Origin of the sequence: Ligilactobacillus sp. WC1T17, assembly GCA_900110005.1 — a bacterium.
Classification (GTDB): domain Bacteria; phylum Bacillota; class Bacilli; order Lactobacillales; family Lactobacillaceae; genus Ligilactobacillus; species Ligilactobacillus ruminis_A.
Map to the genome: position 1 here is coordinate 17,280 of FOCC01000004.1, position 21,925 is coordinate 39,204.

General features: G+C 40.5%; 25 protein-coding genes. All 25 read left to right on the forward strand.

Going from position 1 to position 21,925, the window contains the following annotated elements:
* The first annotated feature begins 11 nt into the window (after positions 1-11).
* The 25 genes from tgt (at position 12) to BMX26_RS03330 (ending at position 21,920) form a co-directional block, all read left to right on the forward strand.
* Positions 12-1,157 (forward strand): tRNA guanosine(34) transglycosylase Tgt, encoded by a 1,146-nt coding sequence (tgt, locus tag BMX26_RS03210; protein ID WP_075530023.1) that lies wholly within the window; start codon positions 12-14, stop codon positions 1,155-1,157.
* A 56-nt stretch (positions 1,158-1,213) separates the two neighbouring features.
* Positions 1,214-1,600 carry a preprotein translocase subunit YajC gene (gene yajC, locus BMX26_RS03215; protein WP_225355192.1) on the forward strand — a complete coding sequence of 129 codons (387 nt, stop codon included), beginning with the start codon at positions 1,214-1,216 and terminating at the stop codon, positions 1,598-1,600.
* Between the two features lie 407 nt (positions 1,601-2,007).
* Positions 2,008-2,457 carry a 3-hydroxyacyl-ACP dehydratase FabZ gene (gene fabZ / locus BMX26_RS03220; RefSeq protein WP_075530025.1) on the forward strand — a complete coding sequence of 150 codons (450 nt, stop codon included), beginning with the start codon at positions 2,008-2,010 and terminating at the stop codon, positions 2,455-2,457.
* 76 nt (positions 2,458-2,533) lie between these two features.
* A complete protein-coding gene (locus BMX26_RS03225) occupies positions 2,534-2,974 on the forward strand; it encodes a MarR family transcriptional regulator (RefSeq protein WP_075530026.1) in 441 nt (146 codons plus the stop codon).
* 17 nt (positions 2,975-2,991) lie between these two features.
* Entirely contained in the window at positions 2,992-3,972 is a 981-nt protein-coding gene (locus tag BMX26_RS03230; protein WP_075530027.1) for a beta-ketoacyl-ACP synthase III, read from the forward strand.
* A 37-nt stretch (positions 3,973-4,009) separates the two neighbouring features.
* A complete protein-coding gene (locus BMX26_RS03235) occupies positions 4,010-4,255 on the forward strand; it encodes an acyl carrier protein (protein WP_075530028.1) in 246 nt (81 codons plus the stop codon).
* Between the two features lie 26 nt (positions 4,256-4,281).
* Positions 4,282-5,199 (forward strand): ACP S-malonyltransferase, encoded by a 918-nt coding sequence (locus BMX26_RS03240; protein WP_225355200.1) that lies wholly within the window; start codon positions 4,282-4,284, stop codon positions 5,197-5,199.
* A 15-nt stretch (positions 5,200-5,214) separates the two neighbouring features.
* Entirely contained in the window at positions 5,215-5,946 is a 732-nt protein-coding gene (gene fabG, locus BMX26_RS03245; RefSeq protein ID WP_075530030.1) for a 3-oxoacyl-[acyl-carrier-protein] reductase, read from the forward strand.
* Between the two features lie 9 nt (positions 5,947-5,955).
* On the forward strand, positions 5,956-7,188 hold the full coding sequence (gene fabF, locus BMX26_RS03250; RefSeq protein ID WP_075530031.1) for a beta-ketoacyl-ACP synthase II: 1,233 nt from the start codon (positions 5,956-5,958) through the stop codon (positions 7,186-7,188).
* A 2-nt stretch (positions 7,189-7,190) separates the two neighbouring features.
* Positions 7,191-7,646: an acetyl-CoA carboxylase biotin carboxyl carrier protein gene (gene accB, locus BMX26_RS03255; protein WP_075530032.1), complete on the forward strand. Its 456-nt coding sequence runs from the start codon at positions 7,191-7,193 to the stop codon at positions 7,644-7,646.
* A 1-nt stretch (position 7,647) separates the two neighbouring features.
* Positions 7,648-8,079, forward strand: coding sequence for a 3-hydroxyacyl-ACP dehydratase FabZ (fabZ, locus tag BMX26_RS03260; RefSeq protein ID WP_075530033.1), 432 nt, complete (start codon positions 7,648-7,650; stop codon positions 8,077-8,079).
* Between the two features lie 13 nt (positions 8,080-8,092).
* Entirely contained in the window at positions 8,093-9,472 is a 1,380-nt protein-coding gene (gene accC, locus BMX26_RS03265) for an acetyl-CoA carboxylase biotin carboxylase subunit (RefSeq protein WP_075530034.1), read from the forward strand.
* Positions 9,459-10,307, forward strand: a complete 849-nt coding sequence (accD, locus tag BMX26_RS03270; protein ID WP_075530035.1) for an acetyl-CoA carboxylase, carboxyltransferase subunit beta — start codon at positions 9,459-9,461, stop codon at positions 10,305-10,307. The genes accC and accD overlap by 14 nt, the downstream gene beginning before the upstream one ends.
* A gap of 1 nt (position 10,308) precedes the next feature.
* Entirely contained in the window at positions 10,309-11,091 is a 783-nt protein-coding gene (gene accA / locus BMX26_RS03275) for an acetyl-CoA carboxylase carboxyltransferase subunit alpha (protein ID WP_225355193.1), read from the forward strand.
* A 17-nt stretch (positions 11,092-11,108) separates the two neighbouring features.
* A complete protein-coding gene (gene fabI, locus BMX26_RS03280; RefSeq protein ID WP_075530037.1) occupies positions 11,109-11,873 on the forward strand; it encodes an enoyl-ACP reductase FabI in 765 nt (254 codons plus the stop codon).
* A gap of 168 nt (positions 11,874-12,041) precedes the next feature.
* Positions 12,042-13,505 (forward strand): glucose-6-phosphate dehydrogenase, encoded by a 1,464-nt coding sequence (gene zwf, locus BMX26_RS03285; protein ID WP_075530038.1) that lies wholly within the window; start codon positions 12,042-12,044, stop codon positions 13,503-13,505.
* Positions 13,506-13,551: 46 nt separating this feature from the next.
* On the forward strand, positions 13,552-14,634 hold the full coding sequence (dinB, locus tag BMX26_RS03290) for a DNA polymerase IV (protein ID WP_075530165.1): 1,083 nt from the start codon (positions 13,552-13,554) through the stop codon (positions 14,632-14,634).
* 64 nt (positions 14,635-14,698) lie between these two features.
* Entirely contained in the window at positions 14,699-15,643 is a 945-nt protein-coding gene (locus tag BMX26_RS03295) for a DHH family phosphoesterase (protein ID WP_075530039.1), read from the forward strand.
* Positions 15,643-16,971 (forward strand): DEAD/DEAH box helicase, encoded by a 1,329-nt coding sequence (locus BMX26_RS03300; RefSeq protein ID WP_075530040.1) that lies wholly within the window; start codon positions 15,643-15,645, stop codon positions 16,969-16,971. Before BMX26_RS03295 ends, BMX26_RS03300 begins: the two co-directional genes overlap by 1 nt.
* 276 nt (positions 16,972-17,247) lie before the next feature.
* Complete coding sequence (gene alaS / locus BMX26_RS03305; protein WP_075530041.1) at positions 17,248-19,890, forward strand: alanine--tRNA ligase; 2,643 nt, start codon at positions 17,248-17,250, stop codon at positions 19,888-19,890.
* 145 nt (positions 19,891-20,035) lie between these two features.
* The gene (locus BMX26_RS03310; RefSeq protein ID WP_075530042.1) at positions 20,036-20,299 is read left to right on the forward strand and encodes an IreB family regulatory phosphoprotein; all 264 of its coding nucleotides are present in this window, start codon (positions 20,036-20,038) and stop codon (positions 20,297-20,299) included.
* On the forward strand, positions 20,299-20,745 hold the full coding sequence (gene ruvX / locus BMX26_RS03315) for a Holliday junction resolvase RuvX (RefSeq protein WP_180366050.1): 447 nt from the start codon (positions 20,299-20,301) through the stop codon (positions 20,743-20,745). Before BMX26_RS03310 ends, ruvX begins: the two co-directional genes overlap by 1 nt.
* A gap of 4 nt (positions 20,746-20,749) precedes the next feature.
* Positions 20,750-21,040, forward strand: a complete 291-nt coding sequence (locus BMX26_RS03320; protein WP_412771397.1) for a DUF1292 domain-containing protein — start codon at positions 20,750-20,752, stop codon at positions 21,038-21,040.
* A 98-nt stretch (positions 21,041-21,138) separates the two neighbouring features.
* Positions 21,139-21,384: a cell division protein ZapA gene (locus BMX26_RS03325; protein ID WP_075530044.1), complete on the forward strand. Its 246-nt coding sequence runs from the start codon at positions 21,139-21,141 to the stop codon at positions 21,382-21,384.
* On the forward strand, positions 21,384-21,920 hold the full coding sequence (locus BMX26_RS03330) for a CvpA family protein (protein ID WP_075530045.1): 537 nt from the start codon (positions 21,384-21,386) through the stop codon (positions 21,918-21,920). The genes BMX26_RS03325 and BMX26_RS03330 overlap by 1 nt, the downstream gene beginning before the upstream one ends.
* Positions 21,921-21,925 lie beyond the last annotated feature (5 nt).

Sequence of the window (21,925 nt, forward strand, 5' to 3'; positions counted from 1 at the left end):
GAGGAATTTTTATGACAGAACCAGCAGTCAAATATCGGCTGATTAAAACAGAAAAACATACGGGGGCTCGGTTAGGCGAATTAATTACCCCGCATGGGACTTTTCCGACTCCTATTTTTATGCCGGTCGGCACACAAGCTACCGTTAAATCCATGGCTCCAGAAGAATTAAAAGACATGGGTGCCGGCATTATTTTGTCAAACACTTACCACCTGTGGCTGCGACCAGGTGAAGATTTGGTTGAAGAAGCAGGCGGTTTGCATAAATTCATGAATTGGGACCGGGGAATTTTAACAGATTCCGGCGGATTTCAAGTCTTTTCTTTGGCTGAAATGCGCAATATTACTGAAGAAGGTGTGCATTTTAAAAATCATTTGAACGGCCAGCCTATGTTCTTATCACCTGAAAAAGCCATTCACATTGAAAATGCTTTGGGCTCAGATATCATGATGAGTTTTGATGAATGTCCGCCCTTTTTTGAATCATATGATTATATCAAAAAGTCGATTGAAAGAACCAGCCGCTGGGCTGAAAGAGGGCTTAAGGCGCATAAAAATCCTGATCGGCAAGCTTTGTTCGGTATTGTGCAAGGTGGCGGACACAAAGAATTGCGTAAGCAAAGTGCGCGTGATTTAGTGTCAATGGACTTCCCAGGCTATTCGATTGGCGGTTTGTCAGTCGGCGAATCAAAAGCGGAAATGAATCATGTGTTAGACTTTACAACCCCAATGCTGCCGGAAAATAAACCGCGCTATTTGATGGGGGTTGGTTCACCAGATGCTTTGATTGATGGAGTTATTCGCGGCGTTGATATGTTTGATTGCGTTTTGCCGACGCGTATTGCACGCAATGGTACTTGCATGACATCGCATGGTCGGTTGGTGGTTAAAAATGCTAAATATGCGCGTGATTTCTCACCGATTGATGATAATTGCGATTGCTATACTTGCCGTAACTTTACCAGAGCATATGTCAGACATTTATTTAAGGCTGACGAAACCTTTGGCTTACGCTTGACCAGTTACCACAACCTATACTTCTTGATTCATTTGATGGGCCAAATCCGTCAAGCTATTATGGATGATAACCTGCTTGAATTTAGACAGGATTTCTTTGAACGCTATGGGCTTAATGTAGCTAATCCAAAGAATTTTTAAAGAAACTAGCTTTTTAATGATTTTTTTGTTACAGTTTAAATAGTCACAATGAAGGAGTGAATAATTTGAATTCTGGAATGTCAACGATTGTCATGTTTGTCGTCCTGATTGGGATTATGTATTTCATGATGATTAGACCGCAAAAAAAACAACAAGATGCACACCAAAAGATGCTTAGTTCGCTTAAGCACGGTGATGAAGTGATTACGATTGGTGGTTTGCATGCCGTTGTTGACTCTGTTAACGACGAAAAAAATATCATCACACTTGATTGCGATGGTGTTTTATTGGACTTTTCCAAGTCTTCTATTGCAAGAGTAACCCAAAAGCAAGAAGATCCAATTAAGGAAACTGCGGCTGCTCCAAAAGAAACTGCTAGTGAAACAAAAACAGCTGATGAAGCCAAAGAAACTGCTAGTGATTCTGAGCAAAAAGAAGATTAAAAAAAGCTGGAATTAACTTCCAGCTTTTTTTGTAGCTAAAAAAGCAAATGAAAACGGCTACTAAATTAAAATTTAATAAGAATTTTGACTTTCAAATTACTTTAGCGGTAAATCAAAAAGACTTTGTGCAAAAAATAACAAGATGAATTTATTATTTAATAAGTTATAGCTAATTTTAAAATTAAATTTTGAAGTGAAGTGAAGGGGCAATAAATCAATAATCAGTACGATATTTTGACATTTCAAACTATTTTTGTTCAAAATCTCTAAAAAAGTTCGAAAGTTATTTTTAGGAAACTCTAATCATGGGTTATAGTTTCTTTTGACATAGAAAAATAAATATAATATTATTTTGTCATCGAATAGTTTGATATTCGAAATAATTTAAATAAGTGAGGTGAACACGTATGAAGAAGGTGATGGATGCCCAAGAAATCATGGATATGATTCCTAACCGTTATCCAATTTGTTACATCGATTATGTTGATGAGCTGATTCCAGGCAAGGAAATCACAGCAACCAAGAATGTAACAATCAATGAATCCTTTTTCCGTGGACATTTTCCAAAGAATCCGGTGATGCCGGGTGTCCTGATTATTGAAACACTGGCACAAGCTGCTTCAATTCTGATTTTTAAATCACCTGAGTTTGCTGGTAAAACAGCCTATTTAGGCGCTATTCATCAGGCTAAATTCAGAAAAGTTGTCCGGCCGGGTGATGTTTTAAAATTGCATATTGTGATGGAAAAAGTAAAATCCAATATGGGATTGGTTAAAGCAGAAGCGCTGGTGGAAGACAAGAAGGTCTGCACAGCAGAGCTGATGTTTGCCGTTTATAAGCGTGACGAAAAAATTTAATGGAAAAGCCGCTTTTTATTTGTGATTATTTTGATTGTCAAAATATAAAAAAGCAACAAGATAGGCGGTATGAATGATGGACGAACGTAGCAAATATATCAACGACGCTTTGATTCGCATTTATAATAATATTTTGTGGATTGAAGAAAAGGAGTTAAAGAAGAGTCGTTTTCGTGATTTGACGATTAAAGAAATGCATGCGATTAATGCTATTTCGATGTACGATCATATGACGGCTTCTGAAGTTGCTAAAAAGCTGCATTTGACTCCGGGCACTTTAACCTCAACCGTTGATCGGTTAGTGAAAAAAGGTTATGTTGAACGTATTCGCAGTTTGGATGATAGGCGGGTTATCCGTTTGGGGCTCACGAAAAAAGGACGCCTGATGTATCGGGCGCATGATGCCTTTCATCGCAAAATGGTTGAAGGCTTCTTGAAAGATATCAGCACCGAACAGATGAAAATTGTCGAAAAAGCAATTCGCAACTTAGAGGATTTCCTGAATAAGAATTCATAAGGCAGGGAGCTAAAGAGATGAATCATTTAACAATCAAAGCTTTGGCCAGCTATGTACCGGAGAAAAGGGTGTCCAATGATGACTTAGCTGAGTTTATTGACACTTCGGATGAATGGATTAGTCAACGAACCGGCATTAAATTTCGTCATATCAGTCTTTTAGAAAATACATCGGATTTATGCGTCAAAGCTGCTCAGAATTTGCTGCAAAAAGCAACTTGGCAGGCTGAAGATTTAGATTTAATTATTGTGGCCACGATGACACCGGACAGTACCACGCCATCAACGGCTGCTATTGTCCAAGGCAAAATTGGGGCAAGTAATGCTTTTGCCTTTGATATTTCCGTAGCATGTTCCGGCTTTGAATATGCATTGGTAACGGCCAGCCGCTTGCTTGATGGTAGACATGTCAAAAAAGCAATGGTTTTAGGCGGTGAAAACATTTCTAAAACGCTTGATTGGCATGACCGTACCACCTGTGTTTTATTTGGTGACGGAGCTGCCGGGGCTTTGATTGAACAAGACGAAACCATGTCATCAGAATTATTAGGTTATAGTCTAAAAACGTTTGGTGAAGATTTTGACAAAATTTCTAATCAAAAAACCAAACCGTTAACGACTTTCCCACCGACATCTTTTGAACAGGTGGTGACACCTTTTTATATGGAAGGACGAGCTGTTTATAATTTTACAACGCGGATCGTTCCTGAGGTGATGCGAGCAGCTGTACAAGACAGTAATTTAACATTAGATCAAATTGATTTATTTGTTTTACATCAGGCTAATGCTCGGATTATCAAAACCATGGCCAAAAAAATGCATCAGCCTTTAGAAAAATTTCCTATGAACATTTCTGAATATGGAAATACTTCTGGGGCAAGTGTGCCGCTGCTCTTATGTGACCTGGAAAAAATAGGTCGCTTGCAGCGGGGACAAAATATCATGTTATGCGGATTTGGTGGCGGCCTTAGTGCCGGTGCCTGTGTTATCCGCTACTAGTAAAAATTTAATTAACAATATTCGGAGGAATTTTATTATGACAAGAGAAGAAGTTTTAGCAAAGGTACAAGAAATCGCAGCCGAACAATTGGATATTGAAGAAGCAAAAATCGTTGAAACAGCTAACATCAAAGATGATTTGGATGCTGACAGTTTGGATGTTTTTGAAATCATGAACGAACTTGAAGATAATTTCGATATTCAACTTGATGCCGATGAAAGTATTCAAACAATCAAAGATGTTGTTGATTACGTTTTAAAGCAGCTTGAAGCTAAGGACTAATTAAGGGGTGGTCTTTTTTGACAAAAGTGGGATTGCTTTTTAGTGGACAAGGTGCACAGGTTGCACAAATGGGGCTTGATTTTTATGAAAAAGCACCTGTTTTTAAACAAGTAATTAATCAAGCATCAAAAATTTGCGGATTTGATTTAGTTGAATGCTTCCAAGATAGTGAAAAGTTAAAGCAAACCCGTTTTGTACAGCCAGCCTTGTGTGCTTTTTCTTATGGTGTCTATGCAACTTTGAAAGAGATGTATTCGGACCTTGAAATTGCCGGTGGCATTGGACTTTCTTTAGGCGAATATCCAGCCTTGATTGCTTCAGGTGCGCTTGGCTTTGAAGAAGGAATGAAACTTTTGCAAAAAAGGGCCGCTTTTATGCAGGATGATTGTGACCAATGCCAAAGCGCGATGGTGGCGATTTTAAATCCTGATTTGGATTTAATCGAAAAAGTTCAAGCAGAAGTTTCGACTTCCCAAAATCCTGTCGGAATTGCCAATTATAATTCGCCTAAACAAGTTGTGGTAGGCGGAACGGTTAAGGCTGTGAAGTTATTATCAGATAAGTTGACAGGTCAAGGCCGGATGCGTTTAGTATCTTTGAAAGTTAACGGTGCTTTCCATACCCCGTTATTTGCAAAGTCAGCCAAGCGTTTAAAGCAAGAAATTAGCAAAGTGACTGTTAAAAATCCAGCTTTTCCTGTGGTAAGCAACACTGATCAGGTTTTGTTCACTAAAGATAATATTGCTGATATTTTGCCACGTCAGGTTATGAATCCAACTCATTTTGGCGGATGTGTGCAAAAATTAAGCAATGATGCTGCCATTGAAAATTGGATTGAATTAGGACCAGGGGATACACTGTTGAAGTTCGTCAAGCAAATTGACCGCAAAACCAAACGTCAAGCAGTCGATACGTATGCTAAATTAAGCGAGCTTTCTTTCTAGATTAGGAGGATTTTGATGGATCTTAAAGGAAAAAATGTTTTTGTAACCGGCTCATCACGCGGAATTGGGGCAGCTTCAGCGCTAGCTTTTGCCAAGCGGGGGGCTAATGTGATTTTAAACGGACGTCACGGAGCGCCGGCAGAACTGGTTGCAGAAATTAAAGCCCAAGGGGTCGAATGTCAAGTCATTTCTGGTGATATTTCAAATGGCGATGACGTTAAGAGAATGACTAAAGAAGCCTTTGAAACCTTTAAGCAAATTGATGTTTTAGTCAATAATGCCGGTATTACCCGTGATAAATTGTTGATTGGCATGAAAGATGATGACTTTGATACGGTTATTAACGTCAACTTGCGCGGAACATTTAAGATGACGAGAGCTTTTTTGAAGAAAATGTATAAGCAAAAAAGCGGTGTTATTATCAATATTGCTTCCGTGGTTGGTTTGCATGGGAATGTCGGGCAGGCTAACTATGCCGCTGCTAAAGCCGGGGTAATTGGTTTGACCAAGACTTGTGCCCGTGAAGGTGCGTTAAGAAATATTCGCTGCAATGCGATTGCACCTGGGATGATTGCCAGTGATATGACTGATGTTTTGAGTGATAAAGTCAAAGAGCAAACCTTGCAAGATATTCCTTTGGGACGTTTTGGCAAGACAGCCGAAATTGCGCAGACAGCTGTGTTTATGGCTGAAAACGACTATCTTACAGGTCAAGTAATTGCCGTTGATGGCGGAATGACGATTTAGGAGGAAACCATGTCAAGAGTAGTAGTTACAGGGATGGGAACAGTCAACCCAATTGGTAATGACATTGCCAGTTTCAAAGAAAATTTATTTGCCGGAAAATTGGGGATTGCGCCTATTACGAAATTTGATGCCAGCCAAACAGGGATTACCAATGCCGGCGAAGTAAAAGACTTCGATGCTAATGCCCGCGTTGGCAAGAAAGCAGCTAAGCGGATGGACCTTTACGCACAATATGCGGTTGATACAGCTTTGCAAGCAGTCGAAGAAGCTGGAATTACAGCCGAAAATACTGCTCCTGAAGATATGGGCGTAATCTTCGGGTCAGGAATCGGCGGTTTGACAACCATTCAAGAACAAGTTATCAAGATGCATGAAAAAGGACCTAAGCGTGTATCGCCAATGTTTGTACCAACAGCGATTGCCAACATGGCGGCCGGAAATATTGCTTTGCGCTTGAATGCTAAAAATATTTGTACCGCGATTGTGACGGCTTGCTCATCTGGTACGAATTCAATTGGTGAAGCTTATCGTCAAATTAAAGAAGGCCGAGCTAAGGTCATGCTGACTGGCGGGGCTGAAGCTTCGGTTAATGAGATTGGGATTGCAGGCTTTGCAGCTTTGACAGCTTTATCTGCTCAAGAAGATCCTAAAAAAGCTTCCATTCCATTTGATAAGAATCGCTCGGGCTTTGTTTTAGGCGAAGGGTCAGCTTGCTTAGTCTTAGAAGACTTAGAACACGCTCAAAAACGGGGTGCTAAGATTTTAGCTGAAGTTGTCGGTTATGGCAGCACTTGTGATGCTTACCATATCACAGCACCTGATCCAAGCGGTATGGGAGCTGCTAGAGCGATGCAACAAGCTATTGATGAAGCTCAAATCACACCAAAAGAAGTAGGTTATGTCAATGCACATGGTACTTCAACTAAAGCCAATGATGAAGGCGAAGCTAAGGCCATCAACCTGGTCTTTAAAGATTATAAAGTTCCAGTCAGCTCCACTAAATCAATGACAGGCCACTTGTTAGGTGCTGCCGGTGCTGTGGAAGCAGTGGCAACGATTTTGGCATTGCAAAATGGGCGTTTACCGGTTAATATCGGTTTAACTGAACAAGATGAAGCATGTGATGTTAATATTGTGACCGCTGATAAGACCGAAGCCAAAGATCTTGAATATGCTATCAGCAATTCATTAGGATTTGGTGGTCATAATGCTGTAATTGCTTTGAGAAAATGGAGTGAATAGACTTGTTAGATTTTAACGATGTTGAAAAATTAATTGAAAATTTCAATAATTCAGATATGCGCGAATTAGAAATTGACGATGGCAGCTTTCATATTCGCTTGAGCAAAAATGACGCCCCTAAAGCACCAGTTGCTTATCAAAGCCAAGTAGATGCACCAGCGGTAGCGGTCAGCGAACCGCAAGCTGTTAACCAAGTGGATGAATCACAAGCAGATGAGGGCCAAACAATCAAAGCACCAATGGTAGGAACCGTTTATTTGAAACCGGAACCTGACAAGGAACCCTATGTCAAGGTTGGCAGTCGTGTGCACAAAGGCGATATCGTCTGCATTATTGAAGCCATGAAGATGATGACTGAAATTAAGAGTGACCTTGATGGTGTTATTTCAGAAATTGTAGTTGAAAATGAAGATTTGGTTGAATTTGATCAGCCATTATTTAAAGTGACGGAGGGATAAAATGACAGTTTTAGACTCTGTGCAAATTCAAAAAATTATTCCACACCGTTATCCGATGTTGTTAATCGACCGTGTGGATGAACTTGAACCAGGCAAAAGAGCAGTAGCTGTGCGCAATGTTACTGCTCATGAAGAAATTTTTAATGGACATTTCCCAGGAAATCCGGTGATGCCTGGTGTCTTGATTGTGGAAGCTTTGGCACAAACAGGGGCAGTTGCTTTATTATCAATGCCGGAATTTAAAGGTAAGACAGCTTATTTTGGCGGTATTAAACAAGCTAAGTTTAGACAAGTGGTACGTCCGGGTGATACACTGAAACTTGAGGTAACACTGGATAAAATTAGAAATAATATCGGTTCAGGCAAGGCATTAGCCACAATTGACGGCAAGAAGTGCTGCAGTGCTGAATTGACATTTATGATTGGGCAATAAGGTAGGTAAAGCGATGTTTTCAAAAGTTTTAGTAGCCAATCGTGGAGAGATTGCGGTTCGAATTATCCGCTCCTTAAAAGAACTGGGCATTAAATCTGTAGCAATTTATTCAACAGCTGATCGGGAAAGTTTGCACGTGCAATTAGCTGATCAAGCCGTTTGCGTAGGCTCGGCTAAGCCCCAAGATTCCTATTTGAATATGAAAAATATTTTGGCAGCGGCTATCGGAACCGGAGCACAAGCAATTCATCCAGGTTTTGGTTTTCTCTCTGAGAACAGCCGTTTTGTCGAAATGTGCGAGAGCTGTGGGTTGACTTTTATCGGCCCTGACTCAAAAACCATTTCGCTGATGGGAAATAAAGCAAATGCGCGGATGCAGATGCAGCAAAGCGGGGTTCCCGTTATTCCAGGAAGCGAAGGCTTTATAGAAGATGTTACGCAAGCCAAGCTGGTAGCTGATAAGGTAGGTTATCCTATTTTGTTAAAAGCAGCTGCCGGTGGTGGCGGTAAAGGGATTAGACGGGTTAACGCTGCCAGTGAACTGGTCAATGCCTTTGAAGAAGCTAAAAAAGAAGCGCAGGCAGCCTTTGGCGATTCAAGAATGTATCTAGAAAAAATTATGGAAAATGTTAAGCACATTGAAGTGCAGGTTTTCCGTGATGATTTTGGCAATACCGTTTATTTTCCCGAACGTGACTGCTCTATTCAGCGTAATAAGCAAAAGATGATTGAAGAAAGTCCCTGTTCGATTATTACAGCAAAGCAGCGTAAAGAACTTGGAGAGATTGCCACAAGAGCTGTTAATGCAATTGATTATAAAAATACGGGTACAATTGAATTTTTAATGGATGAAGATCACCATTTTTATTTCATGGAAATGAACACCAGAATCCAAGTTGAACATACGGTTACCGAAATGGTTACGGGCGTTGACTTGGTTAAAGCACAAGTGCGGGTGGCTTGTGGAGAACCTCTTCCTTTTAAACAAGAAGATATCAAACTGTTGGGAAGTGCGATTGAATGCCGCATTAATGCTGAAGACCCGGCCCATAACTTTATGCCTTCAGTCGGTAAAGTAAAATATCTTTATTTCCCGGTTGGTAATCTGGGTATGCGGATTGATTCTGACCTTTATGCCGGTACCAATATTTCACCTTATTATGATTCGATGATTGCCAAAGTTATCGCTTTAGGACATGATCGGCATGAAGCCATTGAAAAAGTTAAACGCTTATTGTCTGAAATGATTATTTCGGGCATTACCATCAATAAGGATTTCCATTTAGCTCTGCTAGAGGATCCAGAATTTTTAAGCGGTAAGACGACAACCGATTATTTGGAACGGGTCTTCTTGCCTAAATGGAAGAGAAGTGAACCGAATGCAACTGTTTGATGAACTCAAGACTTTAGGAAAAAAGCATATAAAAGCTGACAAAAAGGCGATGCAAAAGGTGCCTGAAGGTATGTGGATTGAATGTCCTAAATGTCAAACATCAATTTATCACAAAGATTTAAACCGCTATAAAGAATGCCCTAATTGTCATTATGGTTTTCGCATGCGGGCTAAAGAAAGAATCTTATGGTTGACAGATGAATTTGAGGAGATGGACAATGACCTGCAAACCACTGATCCCATTAATTTTCCTGGGTATAAACAAAAACTTGAAAAAGGCAAGAAAAATTCAGGGATTAATGAGTCAGTTTTAACAGGGATGGCCAAGATTGGCAGTTTACGCTTTGGCCTTGGTATTATGGATCCTTATTTTATGATGGGGTCTTTAGGGACGGTTGCAGGTGAAAAAATAACCCGTCTTTTTGAAACAGCTACGTCGCAACAGCTTCCGGTGGTTATTTTTACAGCTTCAGGCGGTGCTAGAATGCAAGAAGGGATTCATTCATTGATGCAAATGGCCAAGGTTTCACAAGCTGTTAAAGCTCACAGCGACCAGGGCTTGCTTTATATCAGTGTTTTGACTGATCCAACCACAGGTGGGGTAACCGCCAGTTTTGCGATGCAGGGGGATCTTATTTTGGCTGAACCCCATGCTTTAGTAGGTTTTGCGGGACGTCGGGTTATTGAGCAAACCATGCATCAAAAAATTCCTGATGATTTGCAAAGTGCAGAAACTTTGCAAAAAGACGGCTTTGTCGACGTGATTGTGGCACGCCATGATGAAAAGAAGTTACTCGAACAATTACTTAAGATGCACAAAAAAGCAGGTGAATAAGATGAAGCTGAAAAAAGAAAAAACCGCCGCTGAGATTGTAGCTTTGTCAAGAGCGCCCGAAAAAATTACTACTGATGCACTAATTCATTATATATTTAGCAATTTTATTGAAATGCACGGCGATCGGCAAGGACATGACGATCCAGCGATTGTAGCCGGAATAGGTCTTTTTAGGAAAAGACCGGTCACAATTATTGCCACTGATAAAGGGCAGACGCCAGCCGAACGGGTTGCCAAAAACTTTGGCTGTCCTACACCTGGTGGATATCGTAAGGCTTTGCGCTTAGCCAAACAGGCTGAAAAGTTTAAGCGGCCAGTGATAGCCTTGGTTAATACTTCCGGGGCTTATCCGGGTAAAAGTGCTGAAGAGCAGGGACAAGGCGAAGCGATTGCCCGCAACTTGCTGGAATTTTCTAATTTAAAAGTACCTTTTATCACCGTTATTTTCGGTGAAGGCGGCAGTGGCGGCGCTTTGGCTTTAGCTTGCGGGGATGAAGTGTGGATGCTGGAAAATAGTATGTATTCGGTTTTGTCTCCCGAAGGTTTTGCCTCAATCCTGTGGAAAGATAGCAAGCGCAGCGATGAAGCCTGTGAAGTCATGCAGTTGACACCTAGGGCTTTGTTAAAACACGATGTTATTGAAGGAATCATTCCTGAACATAAAAGCAAACGGCAGACGGCAGCTGAAATTGCCAAAATTTTAGAAGCACGTTTGACGGCCTTAGAAAAACTAACTCCGGAGCAGCTGATTAGCCGTCGGCATGCCCGTTATCGGAAATTTTAAAGAAAGAGATGAAAATTGTGGGAAATTTACTAGATGGTAAAAAAATTCTCGTTATGGGTGCAGCTAACCGTCGTTCGATTGCCTGGGGCTGTGCTTCAGTAATGCAAGAACAAGGCGCTGAATTGATTTATACTTATCAAAATGAACGTTTAAAGAAAAGTTTGTTGAAACTTGTCGGCGATGAAAATTTATTGGTTGAATGTGATGTTTCCGATGATGAAAGCTTAACCAATGCTTTTAGTACTATCAAAGAGCGTTTTGGTAAAATTGATGGCATTGTGCATGCGATTGCTTTTGCACCAAAAAATGAATTGGAAGGCGATATTTTAAATTCAACCAGAGCAGGTTTTGCGCAAGCTTTGGATGTTTCCAGTTTTTCTTTTTTGGCTGTGGCCAAAAGCGCTTTGGAACAAGATTTATTAGCTGAAAAAGCCAGTTTAGCAACGTTGACTTTCATGGGCTCAAGCCGGGCCATTCCTAGTTACAATACAATGGGTGTTGCTAAGGCTGCTTTGGAAGCTGAAATGCGCTACATGGCTCGTGATCTTGGCAAGCGGAGTATCCGGGTTAATGCCATTTCAGCCGGAGCGGTTAAGACTTTAGCAGTTACAGGGATTAAAGGCCACTCTAAATTGCTTGATATGTCTCAAGATCGGGCCGTGGATGATGTTTCCGTTACAACCACCCAAATTGGTGGCATGTGCGCCTTTTTGATGAGTGATTTGGCTAGCGGTGTTGTCGGCGATGTTATTTATGTGGATAAGGGTGTCCATTTAATCTAAGAAAAATGAGCTGGATTTCCAGCTCTTTTTTTGTTTTTATCCCAAGGTAAAATGCTTGTTAAAGTATCTTTTAATGAGCTAAAATATAAAAGGATATTAGTGATTAATTGCTTTAAATCTGATTGGAAAGGAGTTAGATGAGCATTTAGACTCATCTGCAAAAAATCGATGAAAAGTATTGAACAAAAAGCACTATTTATTATGTTTGGTGGCACAGGGGATTTAGCCCAAAGAAAACTTTACCCTGCGCTTTTTAATTTATATAAGAGGGGCTATTTAAAAGAAAATTTCGCAGTAATTGGGACCGCCCGTCGTCCGTGGACAGATGATTATTATCATGAAATTATTGAAAATGCTATTGATGGTTTAACTGATGATACTGCGCAGGCTAAGGCCTTTGCCAGCCACTTTTATTATCAATCACACAATGTCAATGATACCAGCCATTATCAAACATTGAAGGATTTAGCGGAAAAATTAGACGCTAAGTACGCTTTAGAAGGTAATCGGATTTACTATTTAGCTATGTCACCTCGGTTTTTTGGGACGATTTGCGACCATTTGAAATCACAGGGAATTTTAACTGATCATGGCTATAACCGCGTGATTGTTGAAAAGCCTTTTGGGCATGATTATGCCAGTGCTAAAGCTTTAAATGATGAAATTGCCCAAACTTTCCCAGAACATGACGTCTTTAGAATTGATCACTATTTGGGTAAAGAAATGGTGCAAAATATTTTATCAGTCCGCTTTGCCAACAGTATGTTTAATGCAATGTGGAATAACCGCTATATCAGCAACATTCAAATTACCTTAAGTGAAGCTTTAGGGGTAGAAGAAAGAGCTGGTTATTATGAGACAGCCGGGGCTTTAAGGGACATGGTGCAAAATCATATTTTGCAAATTGTAACACTACTGACGATGAATGCCCCGGTATCATACAGTGCTGAAGATATTGCCCGTGAAAAAATCAATGCTTTAAAATCACTCAAAGTCTACAGTCCTAAAGAAGTTAAAGAAAACTTTGTGCGGGGGCAATATGGCGCTTCTAAAGACCAAATTGCTTATCGCGATGAAGATCAGGTTGCAAAAGATTCCTTGACGGAAACATTTGTAGCTGGAAAATTAGAAGTTAATAATATGGATTTTGCTGGTGTGCCGATTTATATTAGAACCGGTAAGCGGATGAAGACTAAAGCAACACGGATTGATGTGGTCTTTAAACAGATGCCGACGGTCGTTTTTGATGATAAATTAAAGCATGATGTTTTGACCATCAATATTGATCCTAATCCGGGAATTTCAATGCAACTTAATATGAAAAAACCTGGGCAAGGCTTTGAAATTGAAACAGCTAATATCGGCTATCAGTTAACTGATGAACAAAAAGCTGGAGTGCCGGAAGCTTATGAACGACTGATTTTAAATGCTTTGCGTGGCGAAACCTTGAATTTTGCCCGTTGGGATGAATTATCATATTCGTGGAAATTCTTGGATGCAATTCGTGAAGCTTGGGATGCGGAAAACTTATCAGATGATGCCTTTCCAAATTATGTTTGCGGAACCATGGGACCAAAAGCAGCTGATAAATTATTAGCTAAAGATGGTAACCATTGGGAATATGAAGGTTAAAAAAGGGAGCTGAGATTTTTCTTAGCTCCTTTTTATGGTTAAGAAGATGACAGAGAAAAAAATTATTCATGTTGATATGGATTGTTTTTATGCTTCCATTGAAGTACGTGATAATCCAAAATTAAAAGATAAGCCAGTGGTGATTGCTAAAGATCCCCGCCATTTTGGGGGCAAAGGCGTTGTAGCTACGGCAAATTATCCGGCACGAGCTTACGGCATTCATTCGGCGATGCCGGCTATTTCAGCTTTGAAATTGTGTCCGCAGGCTGAATTTATCACTCCTAATTTTGCCAAATATCAAGCTGTTTCACACGAAATTCATACTATTTTTCATGAGTATACTGATAAAGTTGAACCGATTGCTTTTGACGAAGCGTATTTGGATGTGACGGAGCCTAAAGTTCCAACCAAATCGGCCCTGCTTTTGGCGCATAGACTGCAGCAGGAAATTTACCAAAAAACAGGGCTGACTTGTTCGACAGGCATTTCTTATAATAAATTTTTGGCCAAATTAGCGTCGGATTACGCTAAACCGGTGGGCATTACCTTAGTTAGGCCAGATGAGGCACTAGATTTTTTGTTCCCGCTAAAAATTGAAGCGTTTCGGGGCGTGGGACAAAAAACGCTGGTTAAAATGCATGAATTAGGGATTTATACCGGTTATGATTTATATCAGCAAACAGAATTGGACTTAATTCACCATTTTGGTAAGATGGGCCACTTTTTTTATCAGCAGGTGCGTGGTATTGACGAACGTCAGGTACAGTGGGACCGCAAACGTAAATCGTTGGGCGTGGAACGGACTTTGACGGCGCCTTTAGTTGGGCGGGCGGCAATTGAAGCCCAGATGAGTTGGACAGCTGACCGGTTAGCCCATTTATTACAAAAAAAGCAGCAACATGGTAAAACGCTTGTATTGAAATTGCGCAATCAGCAATTTGAAACACAGACCAAACGCTTGACACTGGCTGATTTTTTTAATAATGATGGAGAATTATTAGCGGAATATGGGATGGAATTATTTGACCAAATGAACTTCAAAGACGATGCTATCAGACTTTTAGGGCTGACGATGACTAATTTGGAATCGTTGTCCTATCAGAACATAACTTTAAAGTTATTTGATTAGATATTCGCTGGCAATTCGTGGTATACTGAATAGTTGACAAGCTTAAATTTGTGAGGTGTAAGTTATGACTGTTGCAGCAGAAATTTTTAATAAAATCAAGGAATATCAAACGATTATTATCCACCGCCATCAAAATGCCGATCCGGATGCTTTAGGTTCGCAAGGCGGTCTGGCAGAGATTATCAGGGATAATTTTCCAGATAAAAAAGTCGTGACCGTTGGAAAAGATACCCTTGGCTTAAAATGGCTTTTGCAAGCTGATGAAGTCTTAGATGAGCTTTATCAAGATGCTTTAGTTATTGTTACTGACACAGCCAATACACCCCGAATTGACGATGAACGTTATCTGAAGGGCAAATATTTGATTAAAATTGATCACCACCCTGATGATGATCCTTACGGTGATTTATCATTGGTTAACCCAGAGGCTTCGAGCTGTTCCGAAATTATTTTTGATTTAGCTCAAGCAAATCAGCTTAAAATTAGTCAAAAGGCAGCTTCTTTGCTGTATACCGGGATTGTTGGCGATACGGGCCGGTTTATGTATGATTGTACGACACCGCATACGCTGAAAGTAGCTGCTCAATTAATGCAAACGGGGATTGACTGTACCAAGATTAACCGCAAAATCGATGAAATTTCGTTGGCTGAAGCAAAACTAGCAGCCTACGCTTACCAAAATCTTAAGCTGACAGAGCACAGAGCAGCTTATTTGGTGGTTAACCGGCAAATCATGACGGAATTAGGGGTTAATAATACCGCTAAGATTGTATCCTTGCCGGGTAAAATCAGCGAAGTTTTATGCTGGGCACTGATTGTGGAACAAGAAGACGGAAGCTATCGTTTACGTTTACGTTCGAAACAACCAGTGATTAATGAGCTTGCCAAAGAATACGATGGTGGCGGCCATCCGTTAGCCAGCGGGGCTAAGTTACCAAGTGCTGCTGGAATTGAGCAGTTTGTAACTAAATTAGATCAAGTGGCTGCCAAATTTATGGAGGAAAATTAATGTCTTTTGCACAATTTAACTTTAAGCCTTTTATCAATGAAGCTTTAGCTGAAATCAATTTTGTCAATCCAACTGAGGTGCAGGCAAGGTTGATTCCGCTTATTTTAAAAAAGCGCAGTGTCGTGGGACAATCGCAAACCGGTAGCGGGAAAACCCATACCTTTTTGCTGCCCATTTTTCAAAAGGTTGATCCTGATTTGCACATGGTTCAAGCAGTGATTACGACACCCAGCCGTGAATTAGCCTATCAAATCTATGAAGCAGCTAAGCAAATTGCTAAGCACAGTTCAAAAGAAATTTTAGTTCATAATTATGTCGGCGGGACCGATAAGAAAAGGCAAATGGAAAAATTGGCGCACACGCAGCCGCAGATTGTGATTGGGACGCCAGGACGGGTGCTTGATTTGATGCGGTCGCAGGCTTTGGATGTACACCAAGCTCAAATTTTAGTGGTGGATGAAGCTGATATGACCTTGGATTTAGGCTTTTTGAAAGAAACCGATGCGATTGCTGGGGCAATGCCTAAAGATTTACAGATGATGGTCTTTTCAGCAACCATTCCAGCTAAATTACAGCCGTTTTTGCATAAATATATGACTAATCCTGTAATTGAAGTGGTGGAAAATAAAACCGTCATCAGTCCGACAATTGAAAATATTTTAATGTCTACGAAGGGTCGCGACCGCAACCAGCTGATTTATCAACTGTTAACGATGGGACAAACTTATTTAGCGTTAATCTTTGCCAACACTAAAGAACGTGTGGATGATATTACGGCTTATCTGCGGTCACAGGGATTAAGAGTTGCTAAGATTCATGGGGGCATTCAACCGCGTGAACGTAAGCGGACGATGCGTGAAATTCAAAATATGGAATATCAATATGTGGTGGCAACTGATTTGGCAGCCCGCGGGATTGATATTGAAGGGGTTTCTTTGGTTATCAATGATGATATTCCTAAGGATTTGGAATTCTTTGTGCACCGTGTAGGGCGGACGGGACGCAATGGCATGTCAGGGACAGCGGTGACCTTGTATGCACCTAGTGAAGATAAGTTGGTCGCTGAATTGGAAAAAATGGGGATTACTTTTAGTGAAAAACGTTTTTCCAATGGCGAATTGGTTGATTTTTACGACCGCAATCGCCGGTTAAAGCGCAAGGCCAAAAATAAGAGCCTTGATCCTAAGTTGATTGGCATGGTGAAAAAAGAAAAGCAAAAGCGCAAGCCCGGTTATAAAAATAAAATTAAAAGGGCTATTCAAAAAGATGAACGGCAAAAGCGTAAGTTGAAGCGGCGGGAAGAAATGCGGGCCAACCGGAAAAAATAAGCTTTACTTGACAATTGGCTAATTATTTTTTATACTTTGAAAAGAAATCGAGATATGCTTAGGTTATATTGACCTATTAGAGAGGGCTTGGTTGGTGAAAAAGCTCAGGCAGTAACGTGAGTGCTCCTCGAAAATATAAATTTGAATTAATGCTTGCCCACATTTTTGGGTAATTAAGAGGTAAACGATAAGCATCGTTGCAAATAGGGTGGTACCGCGCTTTGGCGTCCCTAGTAGCAGCGGTGTTTTTTTGTTTTCAGAAAGGAATTATTTAATATGAAGGAATTATCTAGTGCACAAGTACGACAAATGTATTTGGATTTCTTTAAAGGTAAAGGGCACGATGTGATGAAAAGTGCTCCTTTGGTTCCTCACGATGACCCAACTTTGCTTTGGATTAACTCTGGGGTTGCAACAATGAAAAAATATTTCGATGGTTCAGTTGTACCTAAGAACCACCGCATCACCAGTTCACAAAAGTCTATTCGGACTAACGATATTGAAAATGTAGGCCATACTGCCCGCCACCATACCTTGTTTGAAATGTTGGGCAATTTCTCTGTGGGTGACTATTTTAAAAAAGAAGCCATTACCTGGGCTTGGGAATTGTTAACCAGCAAAGAATGGTTTGCGATGGATCCGGAAAAATTATATATTACGGTTTATCCTAAAGATACTGATGCCAAAGAATGCTGGGAAGCTGTTGGCGTTTTGCCGGGGCATATTTATGAAGTTGAAGATAACTTCTGGGATATCGGCGAAGGTCCATCAGGTCCAGATTCGGAAATTTTCTACGATCGTGGTCAAGAAATGAACAACTTGCCTGAAGATGACCCTGAAAGTTATCCAGGTGGTGAAAATGAGCGTTATTTGGAAATTTGGAACATTGTCTTTTCACAATTTAACCATAAGCCAGATGGCACTTATGAACCACTTCCACATAAAAATATTGATACGGGCATGGGCTTGGAACGGGTTGTCTCTGTTTTCCAACATGCCAAAACTAACTTTGAAACCGATTTGTTTATGCCAATCATCGATGAGACAGCTAAGTTAGCGCAAGGTGATTTGCATTATGGCGATGACGAACAAAAAGATGTTTCCTTCAAGGTTATTGCTGACCACGCCAGAGCAGTTACCTTTGCTATTGGGGATGGTGCTTTGCCATCTAATGAAGGACGCGGTTATGTTATCCGGCGGTTAATCCGTCGGGCTGTCATGCATGGCCAAAAGCTCGGTGTCGAAGGAGCTTTCCTGTACAAGTTAGTGCCGGTGGTTGGACATATCATGGAATCAGCTTACCCTGAAGTTTTAGAAGAAGCAGATTACATTGCTAAAGTTATCCGTAATGAAGAAGACCGCTTCAATGAAACCTTAAAAGATGGCGTGGGCTTGTTAGATGATTTGATTGCTGAAACTAAAAAGCAGGGTCAAAAGACTTTGCCTGGGACTGGGGTTTTCAAACTTTACGACACTTACGGGTTCCCGTTTGAATTAACCCAAGAAATTGCGGCTGATCAAGGCCTTGAAGTTGATAAAGAGGGCTTTGACAGCGAAATGCAAAAGCAAAAAGAACGTGCCCGTGCAGCGCGCAGCAATGCTAAATCAATGGGCGTACAAAACGGCTTATTGACTGATATTAAGACGGAAAGTGAATATGTCGGCTACAGCGATTTAGAATGTCAAGGTACATTGAAAGATGTTATTGTTGATAACCAATTGGTTGATGAAGTTCAATCTGGTCAAGCATTGATGATTTTTGATAAGACACCATTCTATGCTGAAATGGGTGGCCAAGTTGCTGATAAAGGTGTGATCAAAACTGAAGACGGCAGTGTTTGTGCTGAAGTTATGGATGTTCAACATGCACCTAATGGACAAAATATGCATACAGTTAAGCTTATTAAGCCAATGTCCAAGGGACAAAAGTATACTTTAACTGTTGATGTGGAATTCCACAACAAGGTGAAAAAGAACCACACGGCAACCCACTTGCTTGACCAAGCCTTGCGGAATGTTTTAGGCTACCATACTCACCAAGCCGGTTCATTGGTTGAACCAAATTATTTGCGTTTTGACTTCACCAAGATGGGTGCTATGACGCAAAGTGAAATAACCAAGGTTGAAAACATGGTTAATAAACAGATTTGGGCTAACTTGCCGGTTGAAACTACTGTGACAGACCTTGAATCTGCCAAGAAGATGGGTGCTATTGCCCTCTTTACTGAAAAATATGGTGAAACAGTGCGCGTTGTTAAAGCCGGCGATTTCTCGATGGAATTTTGCGGTGGCAACCACGTTGATAACACCAATGAAATCGGCTTGTTCAAGATTATCTCCGAATCAGGTGTCGGCGCTGGTGTTAGAAGAATTGAAGCGGTAACGTCAAAAGAAGCCTTTGAATATTTGGAACACCGCAATCTGCTTTTGCAACAGGCTGCTTCACAGATGAAGATTTCACAAATTAAAGAAGTTCCGCATAAAGTACAAGCTTTGCAAGATCAAATTAAAGACCTTGAAAATAAGGTAGCTTCATTGGAAGCTAAATTTGCCAGTGAACAGGCTCAAGATGTCTTCAAAGACGTCAAGACCATCAACGGCAAAACTTTGATTGCCGCAGCTGTTAAAGTTTCAGGCATGGATCAATTGCGCAACTTGGCTGATCAATGGAAAGCAAAGAACTTATCTGATGTCTTAGTTTTAGGAACGGCAGTTGACGGTAAAGCCAACTTAATTGCTGCTGTATCTGATGCTAAGGTTAAGGAAGGACTTAAAGCTGGCGATTTGATTAAAGCAATTGCGCCATTAGTTGCCGGTGGCGGCGGTGGTCGGCCTAACTTAGCTCAAGCTGGTGGCAAGAACCCTGAAGGTTTAGGCCAAGCTTTGAAAGCTAGTGAAAAATGGTTGGCAGAACAATAAACAAAAAAAGATTGGTTTTTTTAAACCAATCTTTTTTATTTTGTTAAAAATGATTACGGATTTTTTACAATAAGGGCTTATTGATTGTTACTAAGGCTTTTTTTTAGTAGAATAGAAGTGATGATAAATCACGGAGGTGTTTAAGATGAGTTCGTTGGATAAAACCATGTATTTTAATTTTGAAGATAGCAACCAAAAGGATGTCAGAGAAACGTTAGAAACGGTATACCAAGCTTTGGAACAGAAGGGCTATAATCCAATTAATCAAATTGTAGGTTATTTGCTTTCAGGAGATCCTGCTTATATTCCACGGCTCAACGATGCCCGTAATTTAATCAGAAGACATGAACGTGATGAAATTATTGAGGAATTGGTGCGTTCATACCTTGATAAGGGGGATAAAGATTAGTGGCGCGTTTAATGGGACTTGATGTTGGTTCGAAAACAGTCGGGATTGCTGTAAGTGATGAATTGGGCTGGACAGCTCAAGGCGTAGAAATTGTCCGTATTAATGAAGATGAAAAAGAATTCGGCATTGACCGTATCAAAGAATTAGCAGCTAAGTATGATGTTTGCGGCTTTGTTTTGGGCTTACCCAAGAATATGAATAATACGCTAGGACCTAGAGCGCAAGCCTCACAAGCATATGGTCAGCTTTTAGTTGATACTTTCCATTTGCCGATTGATTTTCAAGATGAACGGTTAACCACAGTGCAAGCGGAACGGATGTTGGTAGAACAAGCTGATACATCACGCAAAAAGCGCAAAAAAGTTATTGATAAATTGGCGGCAACCCTAATTTTGCAAAACTATCTTGATGCTTCCGGAAAACTCTTAGCAGAAATAAAGAAATGAGGTAATATGCATGAGCGCATATGATGAAAAATATATTACCGTATCCGATGATAATGGTAATGAAACCCTATATGAAGTTTTATTTACATTTGATTCTGAAGATTACGGCAAATCATACATTTTGCTGATTCCTGCGGGGTCAGAACCAGGCGACCAAGTTGATGTGATGGCTTATGCCTTTGATCCAAATGAAGAAGGCGATGATGTTGACTTGATTGAAATCGAAAGCGATGAAGAATGGGATATGGTTGAAGGAGTTTTAGATACATTCCTCAACGACGAAAATATGCAATAGATTGAAAGGGGCTGGAAAAACAGCTCCTTTTAATTTATAACTATTTGCAAGGTGTTTTTCATGTTAAAATAGAAAAAGATTTTTGCGAGGTGAAAAAGATGACCACAAAAAAGAGGTTTAAAGTTAAAATTGGGCAGGAAGAATACACTATTATCGGCAAAGCGACCCCCAAACACATGGAGGCGGTCAGTCAGCTTTTAAACCAGCAATTGGCGGAAATTAAGCGGAATATGCCAGATTTGTCGACGGAAAAAGCTGCTATTCTTTTGGCGATTAATGCGATGTCAGATTGTCTTGAAAAACAGGCTGAAGTAGATCAGCTCAAGGAACAAAAGGAAAGCTAATGGTTTCGATTATTATTGTGATTTTGCTAATTTTAGCCTACCGCTACGGCTTTACCAAAGGAATTATGGGGCTGATTGTCAGGGTAGCCAGTTTTATTTTAGTGGCGCTTTTGGCTGGCGTTTTATCGCACCGCTATGGGCCCATTTTAGCGGCTAAATTACCCCGGTTTTCAGGTGAAAGTCAAGGTGTTTTAGCCAATTTGGGGCTTAATTTGAATGAAGCTTTTTATCAGTTGATTTTATTTTGGCTTTTTACGATTGGCTTGGGCATTTTGGTGCGGATGATGCTGGGGCCTTTGACTGTGGTGGCCAATTTGCCGGGAATTTCATTAGTTAACCGAGTGCTTGGCGGACTGGTAACCAGTCTTTTGATGTATGGGGTTTTATTTTTAATTTTGTTATTACTAAGCTCATGGCCAAATGAAAATGTCAGAGCATCTGTCACGGACTCAACGCTGGCACAAATAATGCTGGAAAAAACACCGGTGGTCTCGAATAATATTTTAAAATATTGGTTATCGGAATTAAATGCATAGAAGAA